Source organism: Comamonas fluminis (genome assembly GCF_019186805.1).
In the GTDB taxonomy this organism is placed as follows: Bacteria; Pseudomonadota; Gammaproteobacteria; order Burkholderiales; family Burkholderiaceae_C; genus Comamonas; species Comamonas fluminis.
The window spans coordinates 33,890-59,120 of record NZ_CP066783.1; the positions used below are offsets into that span (position 1 = coordinate 33,890).

Here is a 25,231-nt window from a genome sequence, read left to right on the forward strand (position 1 = left end):
TTCACCGGTTTTGAGGCACTTTGCTCCTTGGGCAAAGTGCCTTTTTACATACTGTGTCAGGCAACATCTGCGCAATGCAGATGCACCGGTCACGCCCCTCGCATAAACTTGCTGTTTTCCATCGCGCAGGGTTTGAATGTTTGGCATCGCTGATTACGGCGCTTTTGTCGCGGCCGTTACCGTCTTTTTGCTGATTCCAGGGCCAGGCAATCTGGCCTTGATTACCTCAACAGGCAAGGGCGGCTGGCGGGCGGGCATGGCATGCTGCCTTGGCGTGATGGCGGCAGACCAGGTGTTGATGTGGCTGGCAGTTGCGGGTGTGGCGGCCGTGCTGGCCACCTATCCTGCAGCGTTTCATGCCGTGCAATGGTTGGGCGCTGCATATCTGGCGTGGCTGGGCTACAAGCTGCTGACGGTCAAACCCGGTGATGCCCCGGCCATCGAAATTCAGCCCAGACAGTATTTCCGCCAGGGTGGTCTTATCACTCTGATGAACCCCAAGGCTATCGTGTTCTACATGGCGTTCTTTCCCATGTTTGTGGACCCCTCCACGCACCAGGGAAGCATCACCTTTGGTGTGATGGCCGCCACGGTGGCTCTGATTACCTTGCTCTACAGCCTCATCGTGGTGACCCTGACCCGTGTGCTGGCCGAGCGTCTGCGTGCCAATCCGGCCGTGGTGAAGTGGCTGGAAAAAACAGCCGGTGTGTTTTTGATCGGTTTTGGCCTCAAGCTGGCCACCAACTAAAAGAGAAATTCAATGGCCAAAGTTTTCTGCGTTGCCAATCAAAAAGGTGGGGTTGGCAAGACCACAACGACTGTGAACCTCGCCGCCGGTCTGGCCAAGGTCGGCCAGCGCGTGCTGCTGATTGACCTAGACCCGCAAGGCAATGCCACCATGGGCTCGGGCGTGGACAAGCGTGCGCTGGAGTTGACGGTGTATGACGTGCTGCTGGAAAACGCCAGCATCAAGGAAGTGGCAGTGAAATCCGAGCAGGTTGGCTACGACGTGCTGGGTGCCAACCGCGAGTTGTCGGGGGCCGAGATTGAGCTGGTGTCGCTGGACCGACGCAACGATCGACTCAGGGCCGCGCTGAAGAGCGTGGATGCCGACTATGACTTTGTGCTCATCGACTGCCCACCCTCGCTGTCCATGCTGACCCTGAATGGTCTGTGCTCGGCCAATGGCGTGATCGTGCCCATGCAGTGCGAATACTTTGCACTGGAAGGTCTGACCGATCTGGTCAACACCATCAAGCAGGTGCATGCAAACATGAACCCCGATTTGCAGATCATCGGCCTGCTGCGCGTGATGTTTGACCCACGCACCACGCTGCAGCAGCAGGTCAGCGATCAGCTCAAGGAACACTTTGGCGACAAGGTGTTCGACACCGTCATTCCACGCAATGTGCGACTGGCCGAAGCGCCCAGCTACGGCCTGCCCGGTGTGGTGTTTGATGCGTCGGCCAAGGGCAGCAAAGCCTTTATCGATTTTGCGCAGGAAATGGTCAAGCGCATCAAGAAGATGTGAGTGTTTCACGTGAAACAGCTCTCAACCCCTTATTTAGCAAGCGCAAGCAGCTATGACATCTGAAGCTTTGAACCCTCAGGATGTCTGGCTGCTGCCCGGCTGGCAGAACTCTGATGCCGCTCACTGGCAAAGCCTGTGGCAGAACCAGTTCGGCTATCAGCGACTGGAGCAGCACAACTGGCAGCACCCGCTGCGCGGTGACTGGAGTATTCAGCTGCAGGAGCTGGTGCTGGATGCGCCACGCCCCGTCACGCTGGTGGCGCACAGCCTGGGCTGCGTGCTGGTGGCCTGGTGGGCTGCACATTCGCAAGTGGCCAGAACCAAGGTGCGCGGCGCTTTGCTGGTGGCGCCGGGCGACACCGAGCAGGACAGCCTGCGCGCAGCGGTGCCGGGCTGGTCGCCTGTGCTGATGCAAACATTGCCCTTCCCGTCGATACTGGTGGGCAGTGAGAACGATCCGAATTGCACGCTGCAGCGCGCCCAAACCATGGCTCAGGCCTGGGGCAGTCAGTTTGTGAATGCTGGTGCTGCGGGCCATATCAACACGGCCAGCGGGCTGGGACTGTGGCAAGCAGGGCATGAGCTGCTGCTCACCCTTTAAAGAAAGAATTCAGCAATGGTGACTAAGAAACCCAAGGGCCTGGGACGCGGTCTGGAAGCCCTGCTGGGCCCCAAAGTCAGCGAAAAAGAAGAGGCCGTGGCCAGCGTGCAAAGCGGTGTGCCCAGCACGCTGTCGCTGGATGTGATGGTGGCAGGCCAGTACCAGCCACGCACGCGCATGGACGAAGGTGCGCTGTATGAGCTGGCCGAGAGCATCAAGGCTCAGGGCATCATGCAGCCAATTCTGGTGCGCAAGCTGGCCAAGGGCGAGAACGCCGGCAAGTACGAAATCATCGCGGGCGAGCGGCGCTTCCGTGCCTCGCGTCTGGCCGGGCTGGCAGAAGTGCCGGTGCTGGTGCGCGATGTGCCCGATGAAGCCGCCGCCGCCATGGCGCTGATCGAAAACATTCAGCGCGAAGACCTGAACCCGCTGGAAGAGGCGCAAGGCCTGTCGCGTCTGGTCAAGGAATTTGGCCTGACGCACGAGCAGGCGGCAGGGGCCGTGGGTCGCTCACGCAGCGCCGCGACCAATTTGCTGCGCCTGCTGAATCTGGCGGAGCCTGTGCAGACCATGCTGATGGCCGGTGACATCGATATGGGCCATGCGCGCGCGCTGCTGACGCTGGACCGTGCCACGCAGATCACGGCGGGCAACCAGATTGCGGCCAAGAAAATGTCGGTGCGCGAGGCGGAATCACTGGTCAAAAAGATCGGTGCAGAGTTCAGCCTGACACGCCAGAAGGCCAAGAAAGATGGCAAGTCCCGCGATGTGAAGCGTATCGAGGAAGAGCTGTCTGACCTGCTGACGGCGGATGTGGAAGTGCGCATCAAGAAGACTGTGCGCCGCCATGGCAAGGCCCAGGAAATGGGTGAAATTGCCATCCAGTTTGGCTCGCTGGAAGAGCTCAACGGCATCATCGAAAAGCTGCGCGGCGAAGGTTGATCAAGGTCTTTCCCCAAAAAAAAGAGCATCCTTGAGGATGCTCTTTTTGCGTTTCAGGGCCGCTTTAGCTGCGGTAGCCGGGGTCGATGCGGTCAAGTTTGCGCAGCAGCGCAGGCCAGGCAAACTGGCCGCCCAGACCCCCGGTCTGCACCTTCATGGCGTGGGCAATGCCTTGAAGAATCTGCGGGTTGACTTCGGTGAGTTCGCTGCCGCCCGACTGCGCGGCAATCTGAATCTGGCAGGCTGACTCGAACACATACATGGACAGAAAAGCGTCGGCAATGGTGGCCCCGCAGGTCAGCAGGCCGTGGTTGCGCAGCATCAGGAAGTTGGCCTCGCCCATGTCGGCCACCAGACGCGGCTTTTCATCTTCGCGAAAGGCCACGCCTTCATAGCCGTGATAGGCCAGAGAACCCAGAACAAAGGTGCTTTGCTGGCTGATGGGCAGCAAGCCCTTCTTCTGCGCGGCCACGGCCACGCCTGCACGCGTGTGGGTGTGGATCACGCATTGCACATCGGCCCGGGCTTCATGCACGGCGCTGTGAATGACGAAGCCTGCGGGGTTCACGGGAAACGGCGACTCCATGAGCTTGTTGCAGGCCATGTCCACCTTGACCAGCGACGAGGCGGTGATCTCGTCAAACATCAGCCCGTAGGGGTTGATGAGAAAGTGGTGATCTGCCCCCGGCAGGCGTGCGCTGATGTGGGTGAAGACCAGATCGCTCCAGCCGTAGAGGGCCACCAGCCGGTAGCAGGCCGCAAGATCGGTGCGCAGCTGCCACTCTTCGGGGCTGACCAGATGCTGCACGCAGGGGATGTTCAGGGTCGAGGCAGTCACGGCTTGTCTCCTTCATCGTTGATGCGATGAATGTAGAGATTCCGCCAGCGCAAGTCTGTTGGCTAGGTGACAGATGCCAGATTAAAAAAAGGAGCTGGCAGCGCCAGCTCCTTATGGGTTTCAGCTTGATAACTCTCTGCAATGATTCAGTGACATGGGCAGCCAGCTATCAAAATTGCATCACTTGATCTGGCCGCGCGACAGGTCCTGAATCATGCGGGCCGTCAGATACAGGCGCGGGGCGATGGTGTCGATATGCACATATTCGGCATCGTTGGAGTGCGCGCCATAGCCCGATAGGCCAAAGCCTTCGATCACACCACCCTTGGCCTTCAGGGCGGCAAACGCAGCGTCTGTGCCGCCGCCAGTGGCCTTGTTCATGACCTTCATGGGCAGCTTCAGTTCCTGGTCGTAAATGCCCTGGGCGTGGGCGGCCAGCTTGCGGGCGGTGTCATTGGCTTCCAGGGGCGGGCGGCGCACTTCAAACTTCAGCTCTACCTTGCTGGCGGGGAGCAGCTTGTTGCCAATCTTGTCCTGCATGGCTTTTTCCAGCGCGGTGAAGTCGGCCACGCGCAGGGCGCGAGCATCGGCCTGGGCGGTGGCTTCGGCGGGGATTACGTTGCGGTTGGTGCCAGCCTTGGAGACAGTCCAGTTCAGCTTCAGGCCATCTTCGGGCTTGGACATGTCCTTCATCTGCAGCAGCTGGTGCGACAGCTCATACAGCGCGTTCACTCCGTCTTCGGGCTTGGCGCCCGCGTGCGATGCCTTGCCCTGTACCTTGAGATAGGCCGAGCCAATGCCGCTGGTGGCCAGGCGCAGGCCGCCGTCAGTGCCGCCGCCCTCAAAGCTGAACACGGCGTCCTGCTCGGCGCCCAGCTTTGTGATGGTGCTGCGCGCGCCGGGCGAGCTGATTTCTTCGTCGCCGTTGATCAGCACGGTCAGCGTGCCGAAGTCTTCAATACCCAGCTTCTTGAGCAGGGGGGCGATGTGCAGAATCAGCGCCACGCCCTGCTTGTCGTCGGCAATGCCCAGGCCGTAGGCCTTGTCGCCTTCCACGCGAAACGGCTGGTCCTTGAGCATGCCGGGCAGATAGACCGTGTCCATGTGCGCAATCAGCATGATGCGGCTTGCGCCCTTGCCCTTGAACTCGGCGTGCACCATGGGGCCGACCTGTTCCGGGGTGTCATCCAGGCGGTAAATGTCCGTGGGGGTGATGACCTCGACCTTGGCACCCTGGGCTTTGAGCTTGGCGGCAATGTATTCGGCAATCTTCTTCACGCCCGCCACATCCTTGCTGCCGGATTCGATATGCACCAGGTCGCGCAGCGTATCGAGATAGGGCTGCTGCTCTTTCTTCGCCAGCTCCAGCAGCTTGGACTGGGGGGCCGCATGGGCAGCGCCAAGGGCCATGGCCAGAATCAGCGGCGTGGCGCGAAAGAGGGCGCGGGTGGATGGCAAAGGCATGGAATGTCTCCTGTCTGGGTAGAGTGGATGAGGCAGGTGGCTGATGCTGTGTTTTTGATAGCGCACCAGCCATGCTTGTAGAGCGGTGTGATGCTCAGGGGCTGCAGCTTAGCAGCCGTATTTGACGTCGTGGTTTTGTACGTCTCGGGGTAAATACCAGGAGATGTGACAGCATGAAAAAAGCCCTGCGCAGAAGCTCGCAGGGCTTTTTTCGTCGGGCAGCTCAATCAGGCTGCAGCAAGGGTCGCCCTGTTCTTTTTGCTCACGCCATCCCCCACGATGACGGCGGACACTACGCTCAGCACCAGCGCAATGGCCGAGCCGTAGAAGACGGCGTTGTTCATGTGGTGGTCCAGCATGAAACCAAACACGGGCGCGGCCAGGCAAAAGCCCAGATCCAGACCCGAATACACCGTGCCATAGACGCGGCCTGTGGCGCCGGGGGGCGCTGCGCGCTTGATGAGCATGTCCCGTGAAGGACCGGCCAGACCGGTGCCTACACCGGCAATCGAGGCCACGACCACGGCCACCATGCCGGGCAGAATGCCCGTGCCCACCAGAAACAGCAGCGCGGCAGAGCCCAGCATGCAGATGGAGATGACCTTTTCCAGCCGCTGCACGCGGCCCACCAGAAAGCCACCCACCACCATGCCCGCAGCGCCGCACAGCATGTAGCCGGTGACGATCAGCGCCGTCACGCTCAGCGGCAGCTTGTACATGGCTTGCATGGCAGGGCTGGCAAAGGTCTGGATGGCGCTGAGTGCGCAGGTGCTCCAGAAGAAGAAGGAAAAGCACAGCCACACCGAGGGCAGCTTCATGAAGGCCATGGGGTGCTCTTTGGGCGCATCCACTGCAGTGGCGGCGGGCTTGGCGGCAGCGTTGGCCGATTCTGCGCGGTCATCCAGCGCATCACGGTTCAGCACCATGATGGCCAGCACCACCAGTGCCCACATGGCACCGCAGAAGCAGGCGGTGCGCCAGGAGCCCGTTGCCGTCGTAATGCCCGCCATGAACACGGGGGCCAGCGCCCAGCCGATGTTGCCCGACAGCCCGTGAACGGAGAAGCCGTGGCCGATGCGCTTGGGCGATACGCGCTTGTTCAGAATGGTGAAATCCACCGGGTGGAAAGGCGCATTGCCCAGGCCCGCAAAGAACGATGCGGCCAGCAGCATGGGGTAGCCGGTAGCGGTGCTGGCAATCAGGCCAGCCACTGCAAAACTGGCCAGCGCGGCAAACAGAATGGGGCGGGCGCCAAAACGGTCCACCGCAAACCCGGCCATCGCCTGACCGGTGCCCGAGACGATGAAGAACAGCGAAACCAGTACGCTCAGCTCCGCATAGCTGTAGCCAAAGTCTTTGATGAGCCAGGGGAACAGCGGCGGCAGCAGCAGGTGAAAGAAGTGCGAGGAGCCGTGAGCCAGGCCGATAAGGCCGATGGTGCGCGCATCGCTGCGCAGCGTATCAGGCGCCTGGTTTTGAGGTGTTGTGGAGGCTGGGCGGTTCATGTGTCGCATCTTAGGCAGATGCATCGCGTCTTGTATGCGATAGTCTGCCAATCGCTATCGCAAATGAGCCAACCCATCATGCCCAGCACTACCGTTGCCGAGCCGCTGCGTGCAGGCAAGGCCTCTGCCTATGTGGAGACGCTGACGCCGCACCTGTATGTGCCGACGTCAGAGCGCCCCGTGCGCGCCAAATGCCGCCTGCTGGAGGCCGACACCCAGGTCAAGCCGCATCGCCACCCCTGGGGCCAGCTGGCCATCTCCACCACGGGCACCATCCGCCTGACGGTGGCGCAGGGTACTTACATCGTGCCGCCTTCGCGTGCACTGTGGGTGCCTCCGGGCATGGAGCACGCGGTGACCATGGTGGAAAGCGCCGATCTGCGCACGCTGTACTTTTTTCAGACCCACGGCCGCTGTGGCCCTGATGTGGCTGAAGCGCAGGAAGCGGCCTGGCGGCAGTGCCGCGTGCTCAATGCATCAGACCTGCTGCGCGCCGTGGTGCGCGAGCTGCCCACGCTGCCCGATGACAGCCTGCAACTGTCCGCGCAGGACAGGGCGCGTGAACACCACCTGAGCGAGCTGCTGCTGGACGAAATGCGCCGCGCCAGCGTGGTGCAACTGGGCGTGAAGCTGCCGCAGGACAAACGGCTGCGTTTGCTGTGCGAAGACGTGCTGGCTGACCCCACGCGCTTTGAGACGCTGGAAGACTGGGCGCGGGATACGGGGGCCAGCCCGCGCACGGTGGCGCGGCTGTTTCGCCAGCAGCTGGAATGCAGCTTTACCCAGTGGCGCCAGCAGGTCGTTCTGGCCCATGCCGTGAGCCTGGCGGCGCGCAACTGGCCCATTCAGCGCATTGCCGCCGAACTGGACTACAGCCCCAGCTCCTTCAGCGCCATGGTGCGGCGCACCGTGGGCATGCCGCCTGCGCAATTCTTTGGCATGCATACGCAAAACTTATAGCTGCTTGCGCTGATAGATAAAGCGCTAGAGGCCGATTTGGTATGAAATCAGAAGCCAGGCCACAAAATATTTGCGAAGGCATGGAATGAAAGCGGCGCAGGCGCGCTCTTTAGCAACATGATCTCCACCGCCGAGTCGCGCTACAACCAGTGGGTGCGCGAGCATTACCGATTTTTGCTGCGTAGCGCCTGGGCGCTGACCGGCTCGCGTGCGGTTGCCGAAGATGTGGTGCAGGACTGCTTCACCAGCGCCTGGCGCTTTCGCAACCAGTTGCGCGACCCCGGCATGGCCAGAGCCTGGCTGTTCCAGATCATGCGCCGCCATGCGTTTCGGCACTTTGATCCCGCACAGCAGCAGGCGCAGACGCTGCAAGAGTCTGCCGAGCAGGGCGTGAACCATCACGATGCGCTGGATGCCCAGCTCGATGTGGTCAAGGCGCTTTCGCGCATCGCCCCCATTCACCGCGAAGTGCTGGTGCTTTATTACTTTGACGACATGCCCACGGCCCAGATGGCCGAGGCGCTGGACATTGCGCCCGGCACCGTGCTCTCGCGTCTTGCGCGGGCGCGTGAAGCGCTCAAGAACGCCCTGCAGCCGCCTGCCACCGCACCAAGCAGCCACCAGCCTGCCAGCGTGATCCCGCTGCGAAAGCGCACACCATGAACGACCACGACCGTCCTGACGACACCGCCTTTGACCTGCGCGCCCGTGCCGAGCTGGCGCTGGCCTTCGAACCTGGCGATCCCCCCGCGCATCTGCTGCGCCACACCCCCTGGTATGCACGCCGCAGCCTGCAGCGCATGTTTGCGGCGCTGCTGGTGGGCGGCTCTGTCACCGGTGCGGTATTTGCCATGCGTCCGCCCGAGATGGTGCGCTCGGCCATCGAGCACGAGTACTACGAGCGCACGCTGCGCGGCAGCTTCATGCCCGAGGCCGAAATTGCGCAGCACATCGACTGGCCTGTCGGCCAGAAGCTGCCGGGCTACACGCAGCTGATGCGGCCCTGCGAGATTGACGGCCACCGCGCGTATCACCTGACGACCTTCTTTGAAAAAGGCGGCATCGTGACAGTGCTGGCCTTTGAGCAGCCTCAGTCCATCGCTGAAGGCCAGGGCTGGTGGGCCAACACCTATTGGCAAGTCGTGCGCTCGAAAGGCGGCAGGCCACTGGTGCTGGTGTCAGAGAAAAAGCAGGCCCTGGCGACGGCATCCCGCGTTCTGGGGCAAAGCAGCAGTTAAGAAAAACATCGTTCCACCCTTTCACCACAAAGAGGAGACTTCATGCAAAACACCCCCACATCTCTGCCGCGTCGCCGTCTGCTTGCTGGCAGTGCCAGCGCCCTGGCTGCAGCCGGTCTGGCCAGCTTTCAGACGCAAGCGTTGGCACAGGCCGCAGCCCCGGCGGCCAAGCCTTTGCCCGGCTATGCGGGCTTCAAGAATGCGGACGCTGTGATCGTGCACAGCTCCACCACCATCGAGACCAAGCGCAGCGCGTTTGGCTCCAGCGTGGTCACGCCCACCAACCAGCTTTATGTGCGCAACAACCTGCCCACGCCACCCGAAACCATCGTGGCAGACCGCGATGGCTGGGCTGTGCAGATTGAAGGCGTCAAAAAGCCCAAGACGCTGACCGTGCGTGAGCTCAAGTCCATGGGGCTGGAGACCGTCACCATGGTGCTGCAATGCTCCGGCAATGGCCGTGCATTCTTCCCCAGCAAACCCAGCGGTACGCCGTGGACGGTGGGGGCCGCTGGCTGTGTGGTCTGGAGCGGCGTGCCCGTGCGTGACGTGGTCAAGGCACTGGGGGGCGTGGCAGATGGAATGGTTTACATGACCGGCACGGGCGGCGAAGTGCTGCCAGCAGGTATCGATGCCAAGAGCGTGATTGTGGAGCGCTCTGTGCCCCTGGCGGCCATGGAAGATGCGCTGCTGGCCTGGGAGATGAATGGCGAGGCTGTGCCTCTGGCCCATGGCGGCCCGCTGCGCCTGATCGTGCCTGGCTACACCGGTGTGAACAACATCAAGTACGTCAAGCAGCTGGCCTTCACCGCCAAGGAAAGCGAAGCGCACATCATGTCGCACGGCTATCGCATCTCGCCACCTGGCAGCAAGGGCGACCCCAGCCAGCCTTCGGTGCAGGAGATGAGCGTCAAGTCGTGGATCAACAGCCCCATTCCCGAAGATGGCGACCAGGCTGCAGGCAAGGTGCAGATTCAGGGCGTGGCCTTCGGTGGCATGAATGCCGTCAAGGGCGTGGAAGTTTCCATCGATGGTGGCAAGACCTGGAAGCAGGCCCGTCTGGTTGGCCCCGACATGGGTAAGTACGCCTGGCGCCAGTTTGTGCTGCAGGCAGAGCTGCCCAAGGGCACTTACCAGCTGGCCAGCCGCGCCACTGATGTCAAGGGCAATGTGCAGCCCGAAACGCGCGGTGAAAACCAGAGCGGCTACAACAACACCAGCTGGGCCGATCACGCAGTCACCGTTACGGTGGCCTGACAGGGGTTGAGCCGCCTGCTTCACGCCCTGCAAGAAGGGCAGGGCATGAAGACTGCTTTTGATACATGGAATCCATAAAAATGATGAAGAAGACCTGCACCCTCGCCGCCCTGATGATGACCGCCCTGCTGGGCTCTGCCCATGCAGATCAAGCTGCCCAAATGGCGCGTGGCAAAGAGCTGTTTATCTCCGGGGCCACGCCCGCCTGCGCCGTCTGCCACACGCTCAAGGACGCGGGCACGGAAGGCGCTATCGGCCCCGTGCTGGATGAGCTGCAGCCCGACGCTGCCCGCGTGGCGCGTGCGCTGAAAGACGGCATCGGCGCCATGCCATCTTTCAAGGCCACCATGAGTGAGGCCGATATCGCCGCTGTTTCTCTGTACGTCAGCAAGGCCAGCGGCGGCGCCAGGTAAACGAGATCGTCAGCCCGTTCTCAGCCGCGTTCTGCGCCATCCAGCGGCATGGCGTAGACCCACACCTTGTGGCGGCTATTGCCTTTCAGGCAGGCGCTTGCCTCCACGCCCGGCAGTTGAAAGTCCAGGCTGACCAGCCAGCTGCCGGGCTGCATTTCGGTTGCAGCCTTCACGGCTGCGCGGCCCATGCTCTCGGGCCGCTGGAACAGATAAACCAGCTGGTAGCCACTCCAGTCCGCCAGCCAGATATCACCGCGCCGCACACGCGCCCAGGGGCAGCGCAGGGCGCTGGCAATGCGCAGGGGCCAGCTCCATTCCAGCCCCTGCAGGCGGGCCTGTGGCAGCTCGCTGCGCAGCGCACGCAGCCCGTCACCCATGCCGCAGCCTGCATCCAGCACCAGAGCCTGATCTGGCAGCCTCACAACCTCTTTCAGCCCCCGCAGCGCATTGGTGGGCGTAGGGAACACAGGCGCATCGCGCCAGGCGTTGAGGGGATAGACCATCAGCAGCAGGCCCAGCGGCAGCAGCCAGCCCCAGGCAGGCAACTGGCTGGCCCACATGACGGCAAATGACAGCGGAAAGCCCCCGGCAATCATCGCTCGGCGCCACCAGCTATTGCCCCACAGGCTGGCGGCAGTGCTCAGCGTGCAGGCGGCCACCAGGGCCAGCCACCAGGGCAGAACGCGGCTGAGCAGCAGCAAAGTGGCCCAGGCCAGAGACCAGGTCAGAAGGGCCGGCAGCGGCCAGGGCAGAGAGGGGAGGCGTAGGAGCATGCCTGAGGTATATCTCAGCGATACCAGTCAACTTTGCTTGAGACAAAATTGTGATGATGTTTTAAGCTATTGATTCGTTTCTGCGATTGTGTAAATTTATTGGTATATTGATTCAACCGTTGTTTGTCTCCAAGCCCAGAGGGACAGAGCCAGAAGTCTGCATGGAAATGGCCAGAGCCTTTCATGCCTGCTTTTGACGAGCAACGAAAAGGAACTACCGAGGGGCCTCCATGCGATTCGTTCTTCCCTGTCTTTCCCTGGCTGCGCTGGCGCTGGCAGGCTGTGCCGTACAGACTCCTCAGGAGCAACTGGCACCATCGTCGCCAACAGTGCGCCTGTGCGAAGGCAATAACTGCTCTGAAATGCCGCGCAACGTCACCACGTTCCGAGGCGAACCCGTCAACCCCGAAGCCGAGCGCCGTCTGGCCGCGCTGACGGCCCGTGCGGAAGCCGATCCCCGTGCCGCCTATGACCTGGGCCTGCGCTATCTGCGTGGCGATGGGGTGGAGCGCAACAGCTATCAGGCCATCGAATGGATGCGCAAGGCGGGGAATGCGGGCCATGGCCCTGCCCAGTTTGCGCTGGGTCGTATTTACCTGCTGGGCTTCGAAGAAATGGGTGCTGACCCCGCAGAAGCCGAAGCCTGGCTGTCGCGCGCAGCGGCCAAGGGCTACAAGGAAGCCCGCCGTCTGCTGCCTCAGGCGCAGGCCATGAAGCGTGATGCGCATGCGCGTTATCAGGCCATTGAGGACGAGCGCAAGTCCTGGGGCGTCTGGTACGTGAGCTCTCCGTATTACTGGGTCTGGGGTCCGTCTGGCTGGTATCTGCGCTGATGCATTAGCGCACTGCACTGTTTTTCATTTTTTTCATCAGAAAGATTCAATATGTCCAAGAAGACAACTCTGCGCCTGGCGGCTCTGGCCTCTGCTCTGGCTTTGGGCGGCTGTGTGACGCCTGGCGGCGGCACCATCAGCACCGGCACGGCTCCTACGGCGGCCACTGGCGCTGCAGGTGGCTCCACCAGCGTCAACGCCAACGCTTCGCTGGAGCGCTGCGATGCGCCTCTGGGCACACTGGCTGTGGATGACGGTCGTGGCAAGGAGTGGTATGCCAGCTTTGGCGCCGCTACCAAGATCACGACCATCGAGCCGCTGATTCGCCTGGCAGTGCAGCAGTCCAACTGCTTTGTGATCACCTCTGTCGGCAACAACCGTCTGGACAGCAGAATGTCTGCGATCACCGACAAGCAGCGCAACTCTGGTGAGTTCCGCGCTGGCTCGAACCAGCAAAAGGGTCAGCGCGTGGCAGCTGACTACTACATGGAGCCTTCCATCATCATCGACAACTCCGCCACCGGCCAGTTGGCCGCAGGTGTCGGCGGTCTGTTCGGCAGCGTGGGTTCTTTGATTGGTGGTGCCATGCAGAGCAAGGCTTCGGTGGTGACGCTGAGCATGTTCGACATCCGTTCCGGCGTGCAGATCTCCATCTCCGAAGGCAACTCCACAGCCACGAACTTTGGTGCTGCCATCGGTGCATTTGGCGGCGGTGCCGCTGCGGGCATGAGCGGCTTCTCGCGCTCTCCTGAAGGCAAGGCCACCGTGGCCGCTTTCATGGACGCCTACAACAATATGGTGATCTCGCTGCGCAACTACAAGGCGCAGGAAGTCAAGGGCGGTCTGGGCCGTGGTGGCCAACTGAAGGTTGGCAAGTAATCATCAGTTGCTGAAACAAAAAGGGCCTGAGAAATCAGGCCCTTTTTCATGGTCAGCCCCTATGCATGAAGCGCTGATGGCTATGGTTTTTACAGCTGAAAGATCTTGCCGGGGTTCAGGATGTTCTTGGGGTCCAGTGCCTGCTTGATGGCGCGCATCATCTGCACAGCGCCCGCGCCGGCTTCTTCCAGCAGGAAGTCCTGCTTGTGGATGCCAATGCCATGCTCGCCCGTGCAGGTGCCACCCAGCGCAATGGCGCGGGCCACCAGCGTGTGGTTGAGCTGCTCGGCCTGCTGGCGCTGGGCGTCGTTCTCGGGGTCGATCAGGTAGCCAAAGTGGAAGTTGCCGTCGCCGACGTGGCCCACCAGGAAGTAGGGGATGCCGCTGGCGTCCGCCTCGGTCACGCAGTCCAGCAGCGCATCGGCCAGGCGGCTGATGGGCACGCAGGCATCTGTCGTGATGCAGCGGCAGCCGGGCACGCTGGATACGGCTGCGAAATAGGCGTTATGGCGTGCAGTGAAGAGGCGTGTGCGGTCTTCGGGGCGCTCTGCCCATTCAAAGGCATTGCCACCAAACTCATTGGCAATGTCCTGCACCATTTCCGCCTGCTCTTTCACGCCGGTGGGGGAGCCGTGGAACTCCATCAGCAGCATGGGCTCTTCACGCAGTTCCAGCTTGCTGTAGGCGTTGACCATGCGCACCGAGTTCACATCGACCAGTTCCACGCGGGCGATGGGAATGCCCATCTGAATGGTCTGAATCACCGTGCGCACGGCGTTTTCAATGCTGGCGAACGAGCAGATGGCGGCGCTCACCGCTTCGGGCAGCGGGTAGATGCGCAGCGTGATTTCGGTAAAGATGCCCAGCGTGCCTTCGCTGCCCACCATCAGGCGCGTCAGGTCGTAGCCTGCAGCACTCTTTTTGGCGCGGTTGCCGGTGCGGATCACCTCGCCATTGGCAGTCACCACTTCCAGTGCCATCACGTTTTCGCGCATGGTGCCGTAGCGCACAGCGTTGGTGCCGCTGGCACGGGTGGAAGTCATGCCGCCAATCGATGCGTCTGCGCCGGGGTCGATGGGGAAGAAGAAGCCCGTGTCCTTGATGGCCTCGTTGAGTGCCTTGCGCGTGATGCCGGGCTGCACGGTAATGCACAGGTCATCGGTGTTGACCGAAAGCACCTGGTTCATGCGGCTCACATCGATGGTGATACCGCCCTGCACGGCCAGCAGATGGCCTTCCAGCGACGAACCCGCACCGTAGGCAATCACAGGCACGCCGTATTGGTCACACAGCCTGACGGCGTCCTGCACGTCCTGCGTGGATTCGGCAAACACCACGGCTGCGGGTGGTGGCGCAGCGATCGAGCCTTCATCGCGGCCATGCTGTTCGCGCACAGCCAGCGAGTTGGAATATTGACTGCCAAAACGCGCTGCCAGCGCTTGCAGAAACTCTTCGGGAATGGGGCGCTGCAAAGCGTGCAGCTCATGCGTGGCAACAGGTGCGTTCATGGTCTTCAGGAAACTCCTAGGGGGTCAAAAGAATACCACTGCAAAGTTCCCGAGAAAGCCTCTATCAACCCCTTTGCGCGGTGTCTGGCTTGACGGAATGCGTGGTGCTGGAATGCTGGGCGAGTACGGCCTGGATGTGATGGCTTTTGGCCTCTCTGGTGCCTGCGCTGTGCGCCAGCGCGGCGCCCGCTCCGCCGAAGGTGAGGGCAGAGAAAAGAATGACGCTCATCACTTCAAACGGCGTATCCCGCAGGTGATGCCATCGCTTGTGCTTCACTTTTTTCATAGCGAATCTCCTGTGACAGTGTTGAGCCTGCATTCCAGCGGGCAATGCGCTGTAAAGCCAGCACTCTTGCAGTTGGTTGCCTGAGACTACATTTGCCTGCGAGGTGTAAAGCACAATCGAGGCATCGCACCGCATAGCTAAACAAGGAAGACTTATGGGCAACCGACTCTCGCAAATCGCCACCCGCACTGGCGATGATGGAACCACCGGCCTGGGGGACAACACCCGTGTTTCGAAGAACAGCGGCCGTCCACACGCCATGGGCGATGTGGATGAGCTGAACTCGCATATCGGCCTGCTGCTGTGCGAAACCCTGCCGCAGGATGTGCGCGATCTGCTCATCGACATTCAGCACCAGCTGTTCAACCTGGGCGGCGAGCTGTCCATGCCCGGCTATGAGCTGCTGAAAGACGATGCCCTGCTGCAGCTGGACAATGCGCTGGCCCACTACAACGCCAGCCTGCCGCGCCTGCTGGAATTCATCTTGCCCGCGGGCACGCGCGCCGCATCGCAGGCCCATGTCTGTCGCACCGTGGCGCGTCGCGCAGAGCGCCATGTGGTGGCACTGGAGCAGGCCGAAGCCATGCGTCCCGCTCCGCGTCAGTATCTGAACCGTCTGTCCGATCTGTTGTTTGTGCTGTCCCGCGTGCTCAACCGCGTGGATGGCGGTGATGACGTTTACTGGAAGAGCGAGCGCCTGGCCAGAAGTCAAGCGGAACAGGCTTCCGAGTAAACCGGCTGCTACATAAATCGAAGCTGCTTGCGCTTTATCTTCATGGGTTTCAAGGTATCTGATGCCTGAAACCGACGAATGAAAGGCGCAGGCAGCTTCTTTTTTTGATAGTGCGTTGAAGCGAAGAAGGCTCAGTAGGTTTCCAGATGCAGCCGGCCTTCGCGCTTGAGTCTGGCGCCCAGTTCATCCCATTGCATGCCGCTTTGCTGGGCCACATCGCGCAGGGCTAGCACCACGCCCTCTTCCATGCTCTTGAGGCCGCAGACGTAGATATGCGTGTTTTCGTCGCGCAGCAGCTCGGTCAGGTCTGCGGCGCGCTCGCGCATGGCGTCCTGCACATAGCGTCTGGGCTGGCCTGCAATGCGCGAGAACGCAAAGTTGCTGTCCATGAAGTCTTTGGGCAGGTTCTGCAGTGGGCCAAAGTAGGGCAGCTCCTGCGGCGTGCGTGCGCCGAAGAACAGCAGCAGCTTTCCACCCTCAAACTTGCCGCTCTTGCGCAGGCGACGACGCCACTCCGTCATGGCGCGCATGGGCGCGCTGCCGGTGCCGGTGCAGATCATCACGATGTGCGAGCGTGGATGGTTGGGCATCAAAAAGCTGCTGCCAAACGGGCCAATGACCTGTACCTTTTCACCCACCTGCAGATCGCACAGATAGTTGCTGGCCACGCCGCGCACTGCATGGCCGTTGTGATCTTCAACCACGCGCTTCACCGTCAGCGCCAGATTGTTGTAGCCGGGCCGCTCGCCGTTGCGCGCGCTGGCAATCGAATACTGGCGCGCCACATGGGGCTTGCCATTGACATCCACCCCGGGTGGAATAATGCCAATCGACTGGCCTTCCAGCACAGGGAAAGGCATGGCACCGAAGTCCAGCACGATGTGGTGTGTCTCGTTGTCAAAGCCTGCTTCCGTGCAGTTGAGATTGCCCACCACAGTGGCCGAAACCGGGCTCTTGGGCCCATGCAGATTGGTGTACGCGTGGGCCGCAGACCAGGGCGGTGTGCTTGCACCAAAACTGGCTGCGCGAAACACCTCGGCCTCAGTCACGGCGCCGCTGCTGCTGGCGCTGGGCGCAATGCCCGCAGCGGCGGCAATCACGGCCTGTGCCTGGCTCAAATCCTGCACATCGCTGCTGCTTTGCTCGCCCTGTGCGGCGGCCAGAACATCGTCGGAAAGTTCGGCAGGCAGGCTCTCCCAGCCCAGCTGCTCATCCACGCTATAGGCGCGCACCAACGGCACCTTGCGCCAGTTGTCGATGCTGCCCGTGGGGCAGGGCGAAATGCAGTCCATGCAGCCATTGCAAACATCGGCTTTGACGACATAGTTCGTATCGTCATGCGTGATCGCACCCACCGGGCAAGTCGCCTCGCAGGTATTGCAGCGAATGCAAATTTCCGGGTCGATCAAATGCTGGTTCAGGATGCCGTTTTCAATCAGCGTGGTGGTGCTCATTTTGTTCTCCAAACTGGCGCGCATCCAAAAGGAGAGGTGCCAAGCAAGAGCCGCCTCGCGGCGATGGCACCGTCCCCCTCCGGGGGAAGCGGCGCAGCCGCTCAGGGGGTTACGCGAACTTTACGTATTCGAAGTCAACAGGTTGGCGATTGATCCCCATCACTGGCGGCGCAATCCAGCCCGCAAATTTGCCCGGTTCCACACAGCGTTTCATCAGCGATGCGACATAGGTGCGGTCATCATCCGTGGGCAGCCACTCGTTCTTTTTGGACTGCCATTCCTGCTCGCTCACAGGGCGGCCATCAGGACTGACGCGCACGCCTGCCAGCGCACCGATCTGGCGGTTGAATGCCTTGTGCGGAACCGTCAGTCGGAAGTCGATTCCGGCCTTCTCCATCACCTTGTTCCAACGGCCCACACCGGCATTGCTGTCCTTGATGTAATCGTCGCGTAGCACCTCGTTCAGGGCGTTGAGCATAGGCACTTCTTTTTCCTGCAGCTTGCCATCCACCACTTCCAGCACCTTGTAATTCTGGTCGTGCAGCTTGTGGTCATCATCGCGTTTTCCTTCTTCGTATCGGCCCTTGAGGCCTGAGCTGTAGAAGGTGGCGGCATTGCTGGACTGGTCTGCGCCAAACAGATCAATCGTCACGCTGTAGTGGAAGTTCAGATAGCGCTGAATGGTGGGCAGATCAATGACGCCTGCATTGCGCAGCTTGTTCACATCATCGGTCTTGAGTTCGTTCATCACCTGGCAGGTGCGGGCCAGCACGCGGGACACGCCGGACTCGCCCACAAACATGTGGTGGGCTTCCTCGGTCAGCATGAATTTGGTGGTGCGCGCCAGGGGGTCGAAAGCACTTTCGGCCAACGCCGCGAGCTGGAATTTTCCGTCGCGGTCGGTGAAGTAGGTGAACATGAAAAATGCCAGCCAGTCCGGCGTTTTTTCATTGAAAGCGCCCAGGATGCGCGGGTTGTTTTCATCGCCTGATTGACGCTCCAGAAGTGCCTCGGCTTCCTCGCGCCCGTCGCGGCCAAAATGCTTGTGCAGCAGGTACACCATGGCCCACAGATGACGGCCTTCTTCCACGTTGACCTGGAACAGATTGCGCAGGTCATACATGGACGGCGCTGTCAGGCCCAGGTGGCGCTGCTGCTCTACCGATGCAGGTTCGGTATCGCCCTGGGTGACGATGATGCGGCGCAGGTTGGCGCGGTGCTCACCGGGCACGTCCTGCCAGGCTTTTTCGCCCTTGTGGTCACCAAAATGAATGGCGCGATCCTGCTCTGCAGGATTGAGAAAAATGCCCCAGCGATAGTCGCGCATCTTCACATGGCCAAACTGCGCCCAGCCCTGTGGATCAACGCTGACAGCGGTGCGCAGGTACACGTCGAAATTGGTGGAGCCTTCAGGCCCCACATCGTCCCACCACTTGATGAAATTGGGCTGCCAGCTCTCCAGCGCACGCTGCAGGGTTCGGTCGCCGCTCAGGTCCACATTGTTGGGAATCTTCTGGGTGTAGTCGATGCTGCTCATGGGGTGTCTCCTGTGATGTTTCGCCGATTCGTGAAACCGCGTACTCGATGTGAAACTGGCGCGACCCAGGCGAGTAACGCCGAGCAAGGGCCGCCCCGCTGCGAGGGCGTTGTCCTCCTCCGGCGCGTAGCGCCAGAGAGGGGGAAGCGGCGTAGCCGCTCAGGGGGTGATAGCTCATACCCGATTGAAATCGAAGCCTGCTTTCTGGCCTGTTCCATACAACTTGAGAGCGCCTTTTTCACCCACGGCATTGGGGCGGATAAAGATCCAGTTTTGCCAGGCAGAAAGGCGGCCAAAAATGCGCGTAACCATGTTTTCCTTGCTGGCAAAACGCAGGTTGGCTTCAAGGCCGGTGAGTGCATCGGGCGACATGGCGGCGCGCTCTTCGATGGCAATGCGAATTTCGTCTTCCCAGTCGATATCGTCCAGCGATGCGGTGATCAGCCCCAGCTGCTGCGCAGCATCGCCATTGAGTGCCTGACCCACGGCAGAGCGTGCGGCTTGCAGCGGTGCAGCCTCTTCATAAAAGCGGCGCTGCAGGCGGCTTTGGTCGTTGACCAGAGGCAGCAGGCCAAAGTTGAATTCGTCGAGTTGAATGACGGGCTCGCGCTCGGTCTCGTCGGGCAGCACCAGCATGTAGGCGCGGTCGGCGCAGAAGACCAGCTCGGCCAGCATGCCGGCAAAGCAGGAGCCGGGCTCGATCAGCGCAAACAGCGAGCGCGAGGACACATCCAGGCGCGCAAATGTGCGGCGCAGCAGGCCAAGCGTCTGGCGCACCAGCCAGTGGTCTTGATGGACGATCAGCGTCTGGTCTGCCGCCAGCACGGCGGCTGCATCGCCCTGTGTTTTCAGAATCCAGGTGCCCACGTCCAGCTCATTGGTGCGCAGGTGCAGGATGGCGTCGTCCAGCTCGCGGCCCATGGCCAGTGGCCACCATGCAGCGCCTGCTTCTTCAATCGCTTCGATGCTGCTGGGTTGCTCACCTTGCGGTGCTTTGACGGTGAGCGTGGCCGTGCGTTTGCTGCGGTCAATCTGCACGCTGACATGCGCGTATTCCAGCGCATCAGCGCTTTGTGTGCGCTCTATTTTTGTGAGCTGAATGCCCTTGGCAGATGCGGGCCTTGAGCTGTTCTGGCTGAGGTTTGCGGCGCGCTGGTTGACCACCTCGGCAAACTGCGCAGGCTTGGCCACAGCATCAACCAGCCGCCAGTCCACGGCACGCTGGCCGCGCACGCCTTCCACGCTGGTGCAGAAGATGTCGGCCAGGTCGTGGCGCACATGGCGTTTGTCAGTCACGCGGGTCAGGCCGCCGGTGCCGGGCAGCACGCCCAGCAGCGGCACTTCTGGCAGAGATACGGACGACGAGCGGTCGTCGATCAGCACAATGTCATCACAGGCCAGTGCCAGTTCATAACCGCCGCCAGCACAGGCTCCGTTGACGGCGGCGACGAACTTGATGCCGTCATGGCGCGAGCTGTCTTCAATGCCGTTGCGCGTTTCGTTGGTGAACTTGCAGAAATTCACTTTCCAGGCGTGGGATGAGACACCCAGCATGAAGATATTGGCCCCCGAGCAGAAGATGCGGTCCTTGCCGCTGGTGACGATCACGGTCTTCACCTCGGGGTGCTCAAAGCGGATGCGGTTCAGCGCATCGTGCAACTCCACATCCACGCCCAGGTCGTAGCTGTTGAGCTTGAGCTTGTAGCCGGGGCGAATGCCACCGTCTTCGGCAATGTCGAGCTTCATGCGCGCGACAGAACCTTCCACTTCAAACGACCAGTGACGGTACTGGCCTGGCTCGGTGCGGTAATCGACGATGGGCTGCTGCTGCATGCTCGCCTCCTGATGAGATGAAAAATAGTGCAGTTACTGGCTGGATGTAAGCACAATTATGCAGATTCATCCAAAAAATGCATGCGGTTTTGAGCACTATGTTGCATGTTTCGCCTAAACCAAGGGAAATCCTTAGTGCTTCGGTTCAGCCTGCAATGGTGAGGATTTCGACGAATTTCAGGGGCAAGTGCTTGTTCTGAAAGCGTAGGCAGCTATGAATTGCAGAGCAAGCGAAGAATCAGCCATCAGCGCATGGACGCGCGCAGCGGGCGCTTGCACAATAGGCATCACCATGCTGACCTTTGCCGATATCCAAGCCGCAAGTCAGCGCTTACAAGGCGCTGTACTCCAGACCCCCTGTGTTGAATCACGCACGCTCTCGCAGATCACGGGGGCGCAGGTCTATCTCAAGTTCGAGAACCTGCAGTTCACTGCATCTTTTAAAGAGCGCGGTGCGCTCAACAAGCTGCTTTTGCTCAGTGATGCAGAGCGTGCCCGTGGCGTGGTCGCCATGAGTGCGGGCAACCACGCGCAGGGCGTGGCCTATCACGCCCAGCGACTGGGCTTGCGCGCCGTCATCGTCATGCCGCGTTTCACGCCTGGCGTGAAGGTGGAGCGCACACGCGGCTTTGGTGCAGAAGTGGTGCTGCATGGCGACACGCTGGCCGAAGCGCGTGCCCATGCCTACCAGCTGGCCGACGAGCAAAAGCTGACCTTTGTCCACCCCTATGACGACGAAGCCATTGCCGCAGGGCAGGGCACTCTGGCAGTGGAAATGCTGCAGGCACAGCCTGATCTGGACGCGCTGATCATCGCCATTGGTGGTGGCGGCCTGATTGCCGGTATTGCCACCGCAGCCAAGGCCATCAAGCCCGGTATTGAAGTGGTGGGCGTGCAGACCCAGCGCTTTCCGTCCATGGTCAATGCGCTGCGCCATACCGATATGCCCATGGGCACATCGACGATTGCGGAAGGCATTGCGGTCTCCCAGCCCGGCGTCATCACCCAGGAAGTGGTGCAGCGCTGTGTGGATGACCTGCTGCTGGTGGATGAGGGCGATATCGAGCAAGCGGTTCTCATGCTGCTGGAAATCGAAAAAACGCTGGTCGAAGGTGCGGGTGCGGCCGGGCTGGCGGCGCTGGTGCGCCATCCTGCGCATTTCAAGGGCAAGAAGATTGGTCTGGTGCTGTCCGGCGGCAACATCGACCCCATGCTGCTGGCCGACATCATCGAGCGCGGCATGGTGCGATCGGGCCGCCTGGCGCGCATTCGCGTCAGTGCCCGCGATGTGCCCGGTGTGCTGGCCCAGATCACCGCCACAGTGGCAGGCGCTGGCGCCAACATCGAAGAAGTACACCACCAGCGTGCCTTCACCATGCTGGCGGCGCAGAACGTCGAAATCGAGTTCGTGCTGCAGACCCGCAACCAGCCGCATGTGGAGCAGGTGCTCAATGCCCTGCGGGATGCGGGCATGGAAGCCCTGCGCATAGGCTGACGCCTGCGACGGGCTTTCCCTGATCGGATTGCCCAGCGCCTTGCGCCAGAATGTTTGCAAGTCATTGTTCAAAAAGGAGCACGCAGCGCATGTCACAGGATCACGCCCAGACCCATGAACCGCAGGACGCCGTTGAAGCCGTCGTGCCCTATATCCCCGTCATCATTCCAGCCGCCGGCGCAGTAATGATGTTCTTGCTGGCCTTCATCGCTGTGCACATGGCCTGAGCACCACTCGCGCACCGAACGCAGGAAACCCCGCATGGCGGGGTTTTTTTATGGCCGTCTGGGTTCTGAATGCTTATTTGTTTGCATATTTCAATGCTTAAAACGCATAGATATTGCAGTCCATTTGCTGACAAATCGGAAGCCCCTCCCTAGAATCGGTGTCCCACTGCTTTGGAATGCAAGGCAGATGTGACTGTTTCAGACGGATTGCGAGCGTGAAAACGCGCTATGGAAGGTGGGCCTGAAAGCCTTTTTTCGAAGACGCAGCGGGCCTGCTTCTTTGAAAAACTGGTTTTTTCAATTGAAGGACTTCCCCATGAACGCCGCTGTGCAAAGCCTGAACATTCAGGCTCCTGAATACGTCAAAAACCCCAAGCTCGTCGCCTGGGTCGCTGAAATGGCTGCCCTGTGCAAGCCTGCCAACATCCATTGGTGCGACGGCTCGCAAGCCGAATACGACGCCCTGTGCCAGCAACTGGTGGACGCAGGCACTTTCAAGAAGCTGCCCAAGCGCCCCGGCAGCTACCTGGCCTGGACTGACCCGTCCGACGTGGCCCGCGTGGAAGACCGCACCTATATCTGCTCTGCCAAGAAGGAAGACGCCGGCCCCACCAACAACTGGATGGAGCCCGCAGAAATGCGTGCCACGCTGAACCCCTTGTTCGACGGCTGCATGGCTGGCCGCACCATGTATGTGGTGCCCTTTTCCATGGGCCCTCTGGGTTCGCCCATCGCCCACGTTGGCATTGAGCTGTCCGACAGCCCCTATGTGGCCGTCAACATGAAGATCATGACCCGCATGGGTAAGGCCGTGTACGACGTGATCGGCACTGACGGCGAGTTCGTGCCCTGCGTGCACACCATCGGCGCGCCTCTGGCCGCAGGTCAGAAGGACGAAACCACCTGGCCTTGCAGCAAGACCAAGTACATCGTTCACTACCCCGAAACCCGCGAAATCTGGTCTTACGGCTCGGGTTACGGCGGCAATGCGCTGCTGGGCAAGAAGTGCTTCGCGCTGCGTATCGCTTCCACCATGGGCAAGGACCAGGGCTGGCTGGCAGAGCACATGCTCATCCTGGGCGTGACCAACCCCGAAGGCAAGAAGTACCACGTGGCTGCGGCTTTCCCCTCGGCCTGCGGCAAGACCAACTTCTCCATGCTGGTGCCCCCCAAGGCTTTTGACGGCTGGAAGGTCACCACCATTGGTGACGACATCGCCTGGATCAAGCCCCAGGCTGATGGCTCGCTGCGCGCTATCAATCCCGAAGCAGGTTACTTCGGCGTGGCTCCTGGCACCAATATGCTGACCAACCCCAACTGCATGTTGAGCCTGGACAAGAACGTGATCTTCACCAACGTGGCGCTGACCGATGACGGCGACGTGTGGTGGGAAGGCATGGAAAAGGACCAGGGCAAGCTGCCCGATCACCTGATCGACTGGCAAGGCAATGACTGGACACCCCAGATCGCCAAGGAAACTGGCGCCAAGGCTGCCCACCCCAACGCCCGCTTCACCGTGGCTGCAACCAACAACCCTGCGCTGGACGAAGCCTGGGACGATCCCGCTGGCGTGAAGATCGACGCCATGATCTTCGGCGGCCGCCGCTCCACCACCGTGCCTCTGGTCACCGAAGCGCGTGACTGGACCGAAGGCGTGTACATGGCTGCCACCATGGGCTCTGAAACCACCGCTGCAGCCTTTGGCGCGCAAGGCGTGGTGCGTCGTGACCCCTTCGCCATGCTGCCTTTCGCTGGCTACAACATGAGCGACTACTTCCAGCACTGGCTGGACCTGGGTGCCAAGATCGAAGCCCAGGGCGCAGCTCTGCCCAAGATCTTCACCACCAACTGGTTCCGCAAGAACGCCGAAGGCAAGTTCGTCTGGCCTGGCTACGGCGAAAACATGCGCGTGCTGAAGTGGATGATCGACCGTCTGGAAGGCCAGGCTCAAGGTCAGCAAACGGCTTTCGGCATTGCACCTCAGTACGCCGAAATCAACTGGAACGGTCTGGACTTCAACGCCGCTCAGTTCGACAGCGTGACCAATATCGACAAGGCGGCCTGGGCTGAAGAAATGAAGCTGCACGGCGAGCATTTCGACAAGCTGGCTTACAACTTGCCCAAGGCTTTGCTGGATACCAAGGCTAAGCTGGAAGAGCGCTTGAGCGCTTGACTCTCCCCCTGAGGCGCTGCGCGCCTTCCCCCTCTCTCTTCGGGAGGGGGACGACAGCATCGCTGCGGGGCGGCTGGGCCGCCCAGGCCTTGCTTGCTGTCTCTAAGTTGAGGCTGCGCCCATAAAAAAGCCCCGTAGATTTTTTCTGCGGGGTTTTTGTTTGCTTCTGTTTTTATAGCTTATAGCCAGTGTAGTTAGCTGACTGCAGGCCAATTTGATTGAGAATTCAATTCTGAATAGAAAAAAGCCGCTGGCCTTGTGAGCAGCGGCTTTTTTGTGGAGAAGCTATCGAGTGCTTAGCGGCTCTGACGATCCATGGCGCGGGCCAGGTCGGCCATCAGGCGGGCGTCTTGCAAAGCGGCATTCCAGACGCGCTCGTCGGCAGCGGCTTGCTGGCGGCTCTTGGTCCAGGCGCGGTAAGCAGAGCGAACCATTTGAATCGCACGGCGGGCAGGTGTGGAGAACAGAGCGATGGCGGCGAAAGCCATGGTCCACAGCACGACCCAGGCGGTCAGCATGGGGATGTTGCCTTGCAGCTCGGCAGATTCCAGCCACTTGGCGGCAACCAGCACCAGAACGGCAGCACCAGCGATCAGGTAGCTCAGCAGGGGCTGGCGTGGATATTCAACGCGACGGCGGGCGGGCGCAGCTGCGGCGGCCAGACGTTCTTCTTGCGTTTGATAAATGCGCACCTCACCGGGGTGCTCGACACAGTAGGAGTTGTAAATAAAGTTGCTCATGGCAGAAACCC

The 25,231-nt window shown here is 61.0% G+C and carries 25 protein-coding genes; 15 read left to right on the top strand and 10 right to left on the bottom strand.

Features of this window, described 5'->3' with window-relative positions:
* The first annotated feature begins 136 nt into the window (after positions 1-136).
* From JDW18_RS00405 to JDW18_RS00420, 4 genes are read left to right on the top strand one after another with little or no spacing between them, the layout of a single operon-like run.
* Complete coding sequence (locus tag JDW18_RS00405; RefSeq protein ID WP_218241818.1) at positions 137-748, top strand: LysE family translocator; 612 nt, start codon at positions 137-139, stop codon at positions 746-748.
* Positions 749-760: 12 nt separating this feature from the next.
* On the top strand, positions 761-1,531 hold the full coding sequence (locus JDW18_RS00410) for a ParA family protein (protein ID WP_218241819.1): 771 nt from the start codon (positions 761-763) through the stop codon (positions 1,529-1,531).
* A 52-nt stretch (positions 1,532-1,583) separates the two neighbouring features.
* Positions 1,584-2,132, top strand: coding sequence for an RBBP9/YdeN family alpha/beta hydrolase (locus tag JDW18_RS00415; RefSeq protein WP_218241820.1), 549 nt, complete (start codon positions 1,584-1,586; stop codon positions 2,130-2,132).
* Between the two features lie 15 nt (positions 2,133-2,147).
* Positions 2,148-3,074 carry a ParB/RepB/Spo0J family partition protein gene (locus JDW18_RS00420; RefSeq protein WP_218241821.1) on the top strand — a complete coding sequence of 309 codons (927 nt, stop codon included), beginning with the start codon at positions 2,148-2,150 and terminating at the stop codon, positions 3,072-3,074.
* A 64-nt stretch (positions 3,075-3,138) separates the two neighbouring features.
* Here the strand turns inward: JDW18_RS00420 and JDW18_RS00425 are convergent, their stop codons facing one another.
* The 3 genes from JDW18_RS00425 to JDW18_RS00435 all read right to left on the bottom strand — a co-directional run bounded on the left by JDW18_RS00425 (position 3,139) and on the right by JDW18_RS00435 (position 6,881).
* Positions 3,139-3,912 carry a class II aldolase/adducin family protein gene (locus tag JDW18_RS00425; protein WP_218241822.1) on the bottom strand — a complete coding sequence of 258 codons (774 nt, stop codon included), beginning with the start codon at positions 3,910-3,912 and terminating at the stop codon, positions 3,139-3,141.
* 180 nt (positions 3,913-4,092) lie between these two features.
* Positions 4,093-5,376 carry a M20/M25/M40 family metallo-hydrolase gene (locus JDW18_RS00430; protein ID WP_218241823.1) on the bottom strand — a complete coding sequence of 428 codons (1,284 nt, stop codon included), beginning with the start codon at positions 5,374-5,376 and terminating at the stop codon, positions 4,093-4,095.
* A 227-nt stretch (positions 5,377-5,603) separates the two neighbouring features.
* Complete coding sequence (locus JDW18_RS00435; protein ID WP_218241824.1) at positions 5,604-6,881, bottom strand: MFS transporter; 1,278 nt, start codon at positions 6,879-6,881, stop codon at positions 5,604-5,606.
* Positions 6,882-6,959: 78 nt separating this feature from the next.
* Here JDW18_RS00435 and JDW18_RS00440 point away from each other — a divergent pair, with 78 nt between their 5' ends.
* From JDW18_RS00440 to sorU, 5 genes are all read left to right on the top strand, one after another.
* Complete coding sequence (locus JDW18_RS00440) at positions 6,960-7,841, top strand: AraC family transcriptional regulator (protein WP_218241825.1); 882 nt, start codon at positions 6,960-6,962, stop codon at positions 7,839-7,841.
* Positions 7,842-7,958: 117 nt separating this feature from the next.
* Positions 7,959-8,504, top strand: a complete 546-nt coding sequence (locus JDW18_RS00445; RefSeq protein ID WP_218241826.1) for an RNA polymerase sigma factor — start codon at positions 7,959-7,961, stop codon at positions 8,502-8,504.
* Positions 8,501-9,079, top strand: coding sequence for a hypothetical protein (locus JDW18_RS00450; protein WP_218241827.1), 579 nt, complete (start codon positions 8,501-8,503; stop codon positions 9,077-9,079). Before JDW18_RS00445 ends, JDW18_RS00450 begins: the two co-directional genes overlap by 4 nt.
* A gap of 42 nt (positions 9,080-9,121) precedes the next feature.
* The gene (gene sorT / locus JDW18_RS00455; protein WP_218241828.1) at positions 9,122-10,336 is read left to right on the top strand and encodes a SorT family sulfite dehydrogenase catalytic subunit; all 1,215 of its coding nucleotides are present in this window, start codon (positions 9,122-9,124) and stop codon (positions 10,334-10,336) included.
* 80 nt (positions 10,337-10,416) lie between these two features.
* Positions 10,417-10,749 carry a SorU family sulfite dehydrogenase c-type cytochrome subunit gene (sorU, locus tag JDW18_RS00460; protein ID WP_425514758.1) on the top strand — a complete coding sequence of 111 codons (333 nt, stop codon included), beginning with the start codon at positions 10,417-10,419 and terminating at the stop codon, positions 10,747-10,749.
* A 20-nt stretch (positions 10,750-10,769) separates the two neighbouring features.
* On the opposite strand, the gene JDW18_RS00465 is transcribed toward sorU, so the two are convergent.
* Positions 10,770-11,522 (bottom strand): class I SAM-dependent methyltransferase, encoded by a 753-nt coding sequence (locus tag JDW18_RS00465; protein ID WP_218241830.1) that lies wholly within the window; start codon positions 11,520-11,522, stop codon positions 10,770-10,772.
* A 230-nt stretch (positions 11,523-11,752) separates the two neighbouring features.
* Between JDW18_RS00465 and JDW18_RS00470 the strand changes: the two genes are divergently transcribed.
* Entirely contained in the window at positions 11,753-12,355 is a 603-nt protein-coding gene (locus JDW18_RS00470; RefSeq protein ID WP_218241831.1) for a tetratricopeptide repeat protein, read from the top strand.
* A 51-nt stretch (positions 12,356-12,406) separates the two neighbouring features.
* A complete protein-coding gene (locus JDW18_RS00475) occupies positions 12,407-13,234 on the top strand; it encodes a penicillin-binding protein activator LpoB (protein WP_218241832.1) in 828 nt (275 codons plus the stop codon).
* 89 nt (positions 13,235-13,323) lie between these two features.
* Here the strand turns inward: JDW18_RS00475 and JDW18_RS00480 are convergent, their stop codons facing one another.
* Both JDW18_RS00480 and JDW18_RS00485 read right to left on the bottom strand, forming a co-directional pair.
* Positions 13,324-14,742 (bottom strand): FAD-binding oxidoreductase, encoded by a 1,419-nt coding sequence (locus JDW18_RS00480; RefSeq protein ID WP_218241833.1) that lies wholly within the window; start codon positions 14,740-14,742, stop codon positions 13,324-13,326.
* A gap of 64 nt (positions 14,743-14,806) precedes the next feature.
* Entirely contained in the window at positions 14,807-15,028 is a 222-nt protein-coding gene (locus tag JDW18_RS00485) for a hypothetical protein (RefSeq protein WP_218241834.1), read from the bottom strand.
* Between the two features lie 154 nt (positions 15,029-15,182).
* Here JDW18_RS00485 and JDW18_RS00490 point away from each other — a divergent pair, with 154 nt between their 5' ends.
* A complete protein-coding gene (locus JDW18_RS00490; protein WP_218241835.1) occupies positions 15,183-15,761 on the top strand; it encodes a cob(I)yrinic acid a,c-diamide adenosyltransferase in 579 nt (192 codons plus the stop codon).
* 131 nt (positions 15,762-15,892) lie between these two features.
* Here JDW18_RS00490 and boxA read toward each other — a convergent pair whose 3' ends face one another.
* The 3 genes from boxA to boxC all read right to left on the bottom strand — a co-directional run bounded on the left by boxA (position 15,893) and on the right by boxC (position 20,585).
* Entirely contained in the window at positions 15,893-17,215 is a 1,323-nt protein-coding gene (gene boxA / locus JDW18_RS00495) for a benzoyl-CoA 2,3-epoxidase subunit BoxA (protein WP_218241836.1), read from the bottom strand.
* A gap of 109 nt (positions 17,216-17,324) precedes the next feature.
* Positions 17,325-18,752: a benzoyl-CoA 2,3-epoxidase subunit BoxB gene (gene boxB / locus JDW18_RS00500; RefSeq protein ID WP_218241837.1), complete on the bottom strand. Its 1,428-nt coding sequence runs from the start codon at positions 18,750-18,752 to the stop codon at positions 17,325-17,327.
* Positions 18,753-18,926: 174 nt separating this feature from the next.
* Entirely contained in the window at positions 18,927-20,585 is a 1,659-nt protein-coding gene (boxC, locus tag JDW18_RS00505; protein WP_218241838.1) for a 2,3-epoxybenzoyl-CoA dihydrolase, read from the bottom strand.
* A gap of 292 nt (positions 20,586-20,877) precedes the next feature.
* On the opposite strand from boxC, the gene JDW18_RS00510 reads away from it, so the two are divergent.
* The 3 genes from JDW18_RS00510 (at position 20,878) to JDW18_RS00520 (ending at position 24,480) form a co-directional block, all read left to right on the top strand.
* Positions 20,878-22,080 (top strand): threonine ammonia-lyase, encoded by a 1,203-nt coding sequence (locus JDW18_RS00510; RefSeq protein ID WP_218241839.1) that lies wholly within the window; start codon positions 20,878-20,880, stop codon positions 22,078-22,080.
* A gap of 89 nt (positions 22,081-22,169) precedes the next feature.
* Entirely contained in the window at positions 22,170-22,307 is a 138-nt protein-coding gene (locus JDW18_RS00515; RefSeq protein ID WP_218241840.1) for a hypothetical protein, read from the top strand.
* 316 nt (positions 22,308-22,623) lie between these two features.
* Positions 22,624-24,480 carry a phosphoenolpyruvate carboxykinase (GTP) gene (locus JDW18_RS00520; protein ID WP_218241841.1) on the top strand — a complete coding sequence of 619 codons (1,857 nt, stop codon included), beginning with the start codon at positions 22,624-22,626 and terminating at the stop codon, positions 24,478-24,480.
* Positions 24,481-24,776: 296 nt separating this feature from the next.
* On the opposite strand, the gene JDW18_RS00525 is transcribed toward JDW18_RS00520, so the two are convergent.
* Positions 24,777-25,220 carry a hypothetical protein gene (locus JDW18_RS00525; RefSeq protein ID WP_218241842.1) on the bottom strand — a complete coding sequence of 148 codons (444 nt, stop codon included), beginning with the start codon at positions 25,218-25,220 and terminating at the stop codon, positions 24,777-24,779.
* Positions 25,221-25,231 lie beyond the last annotated feature (11 nt).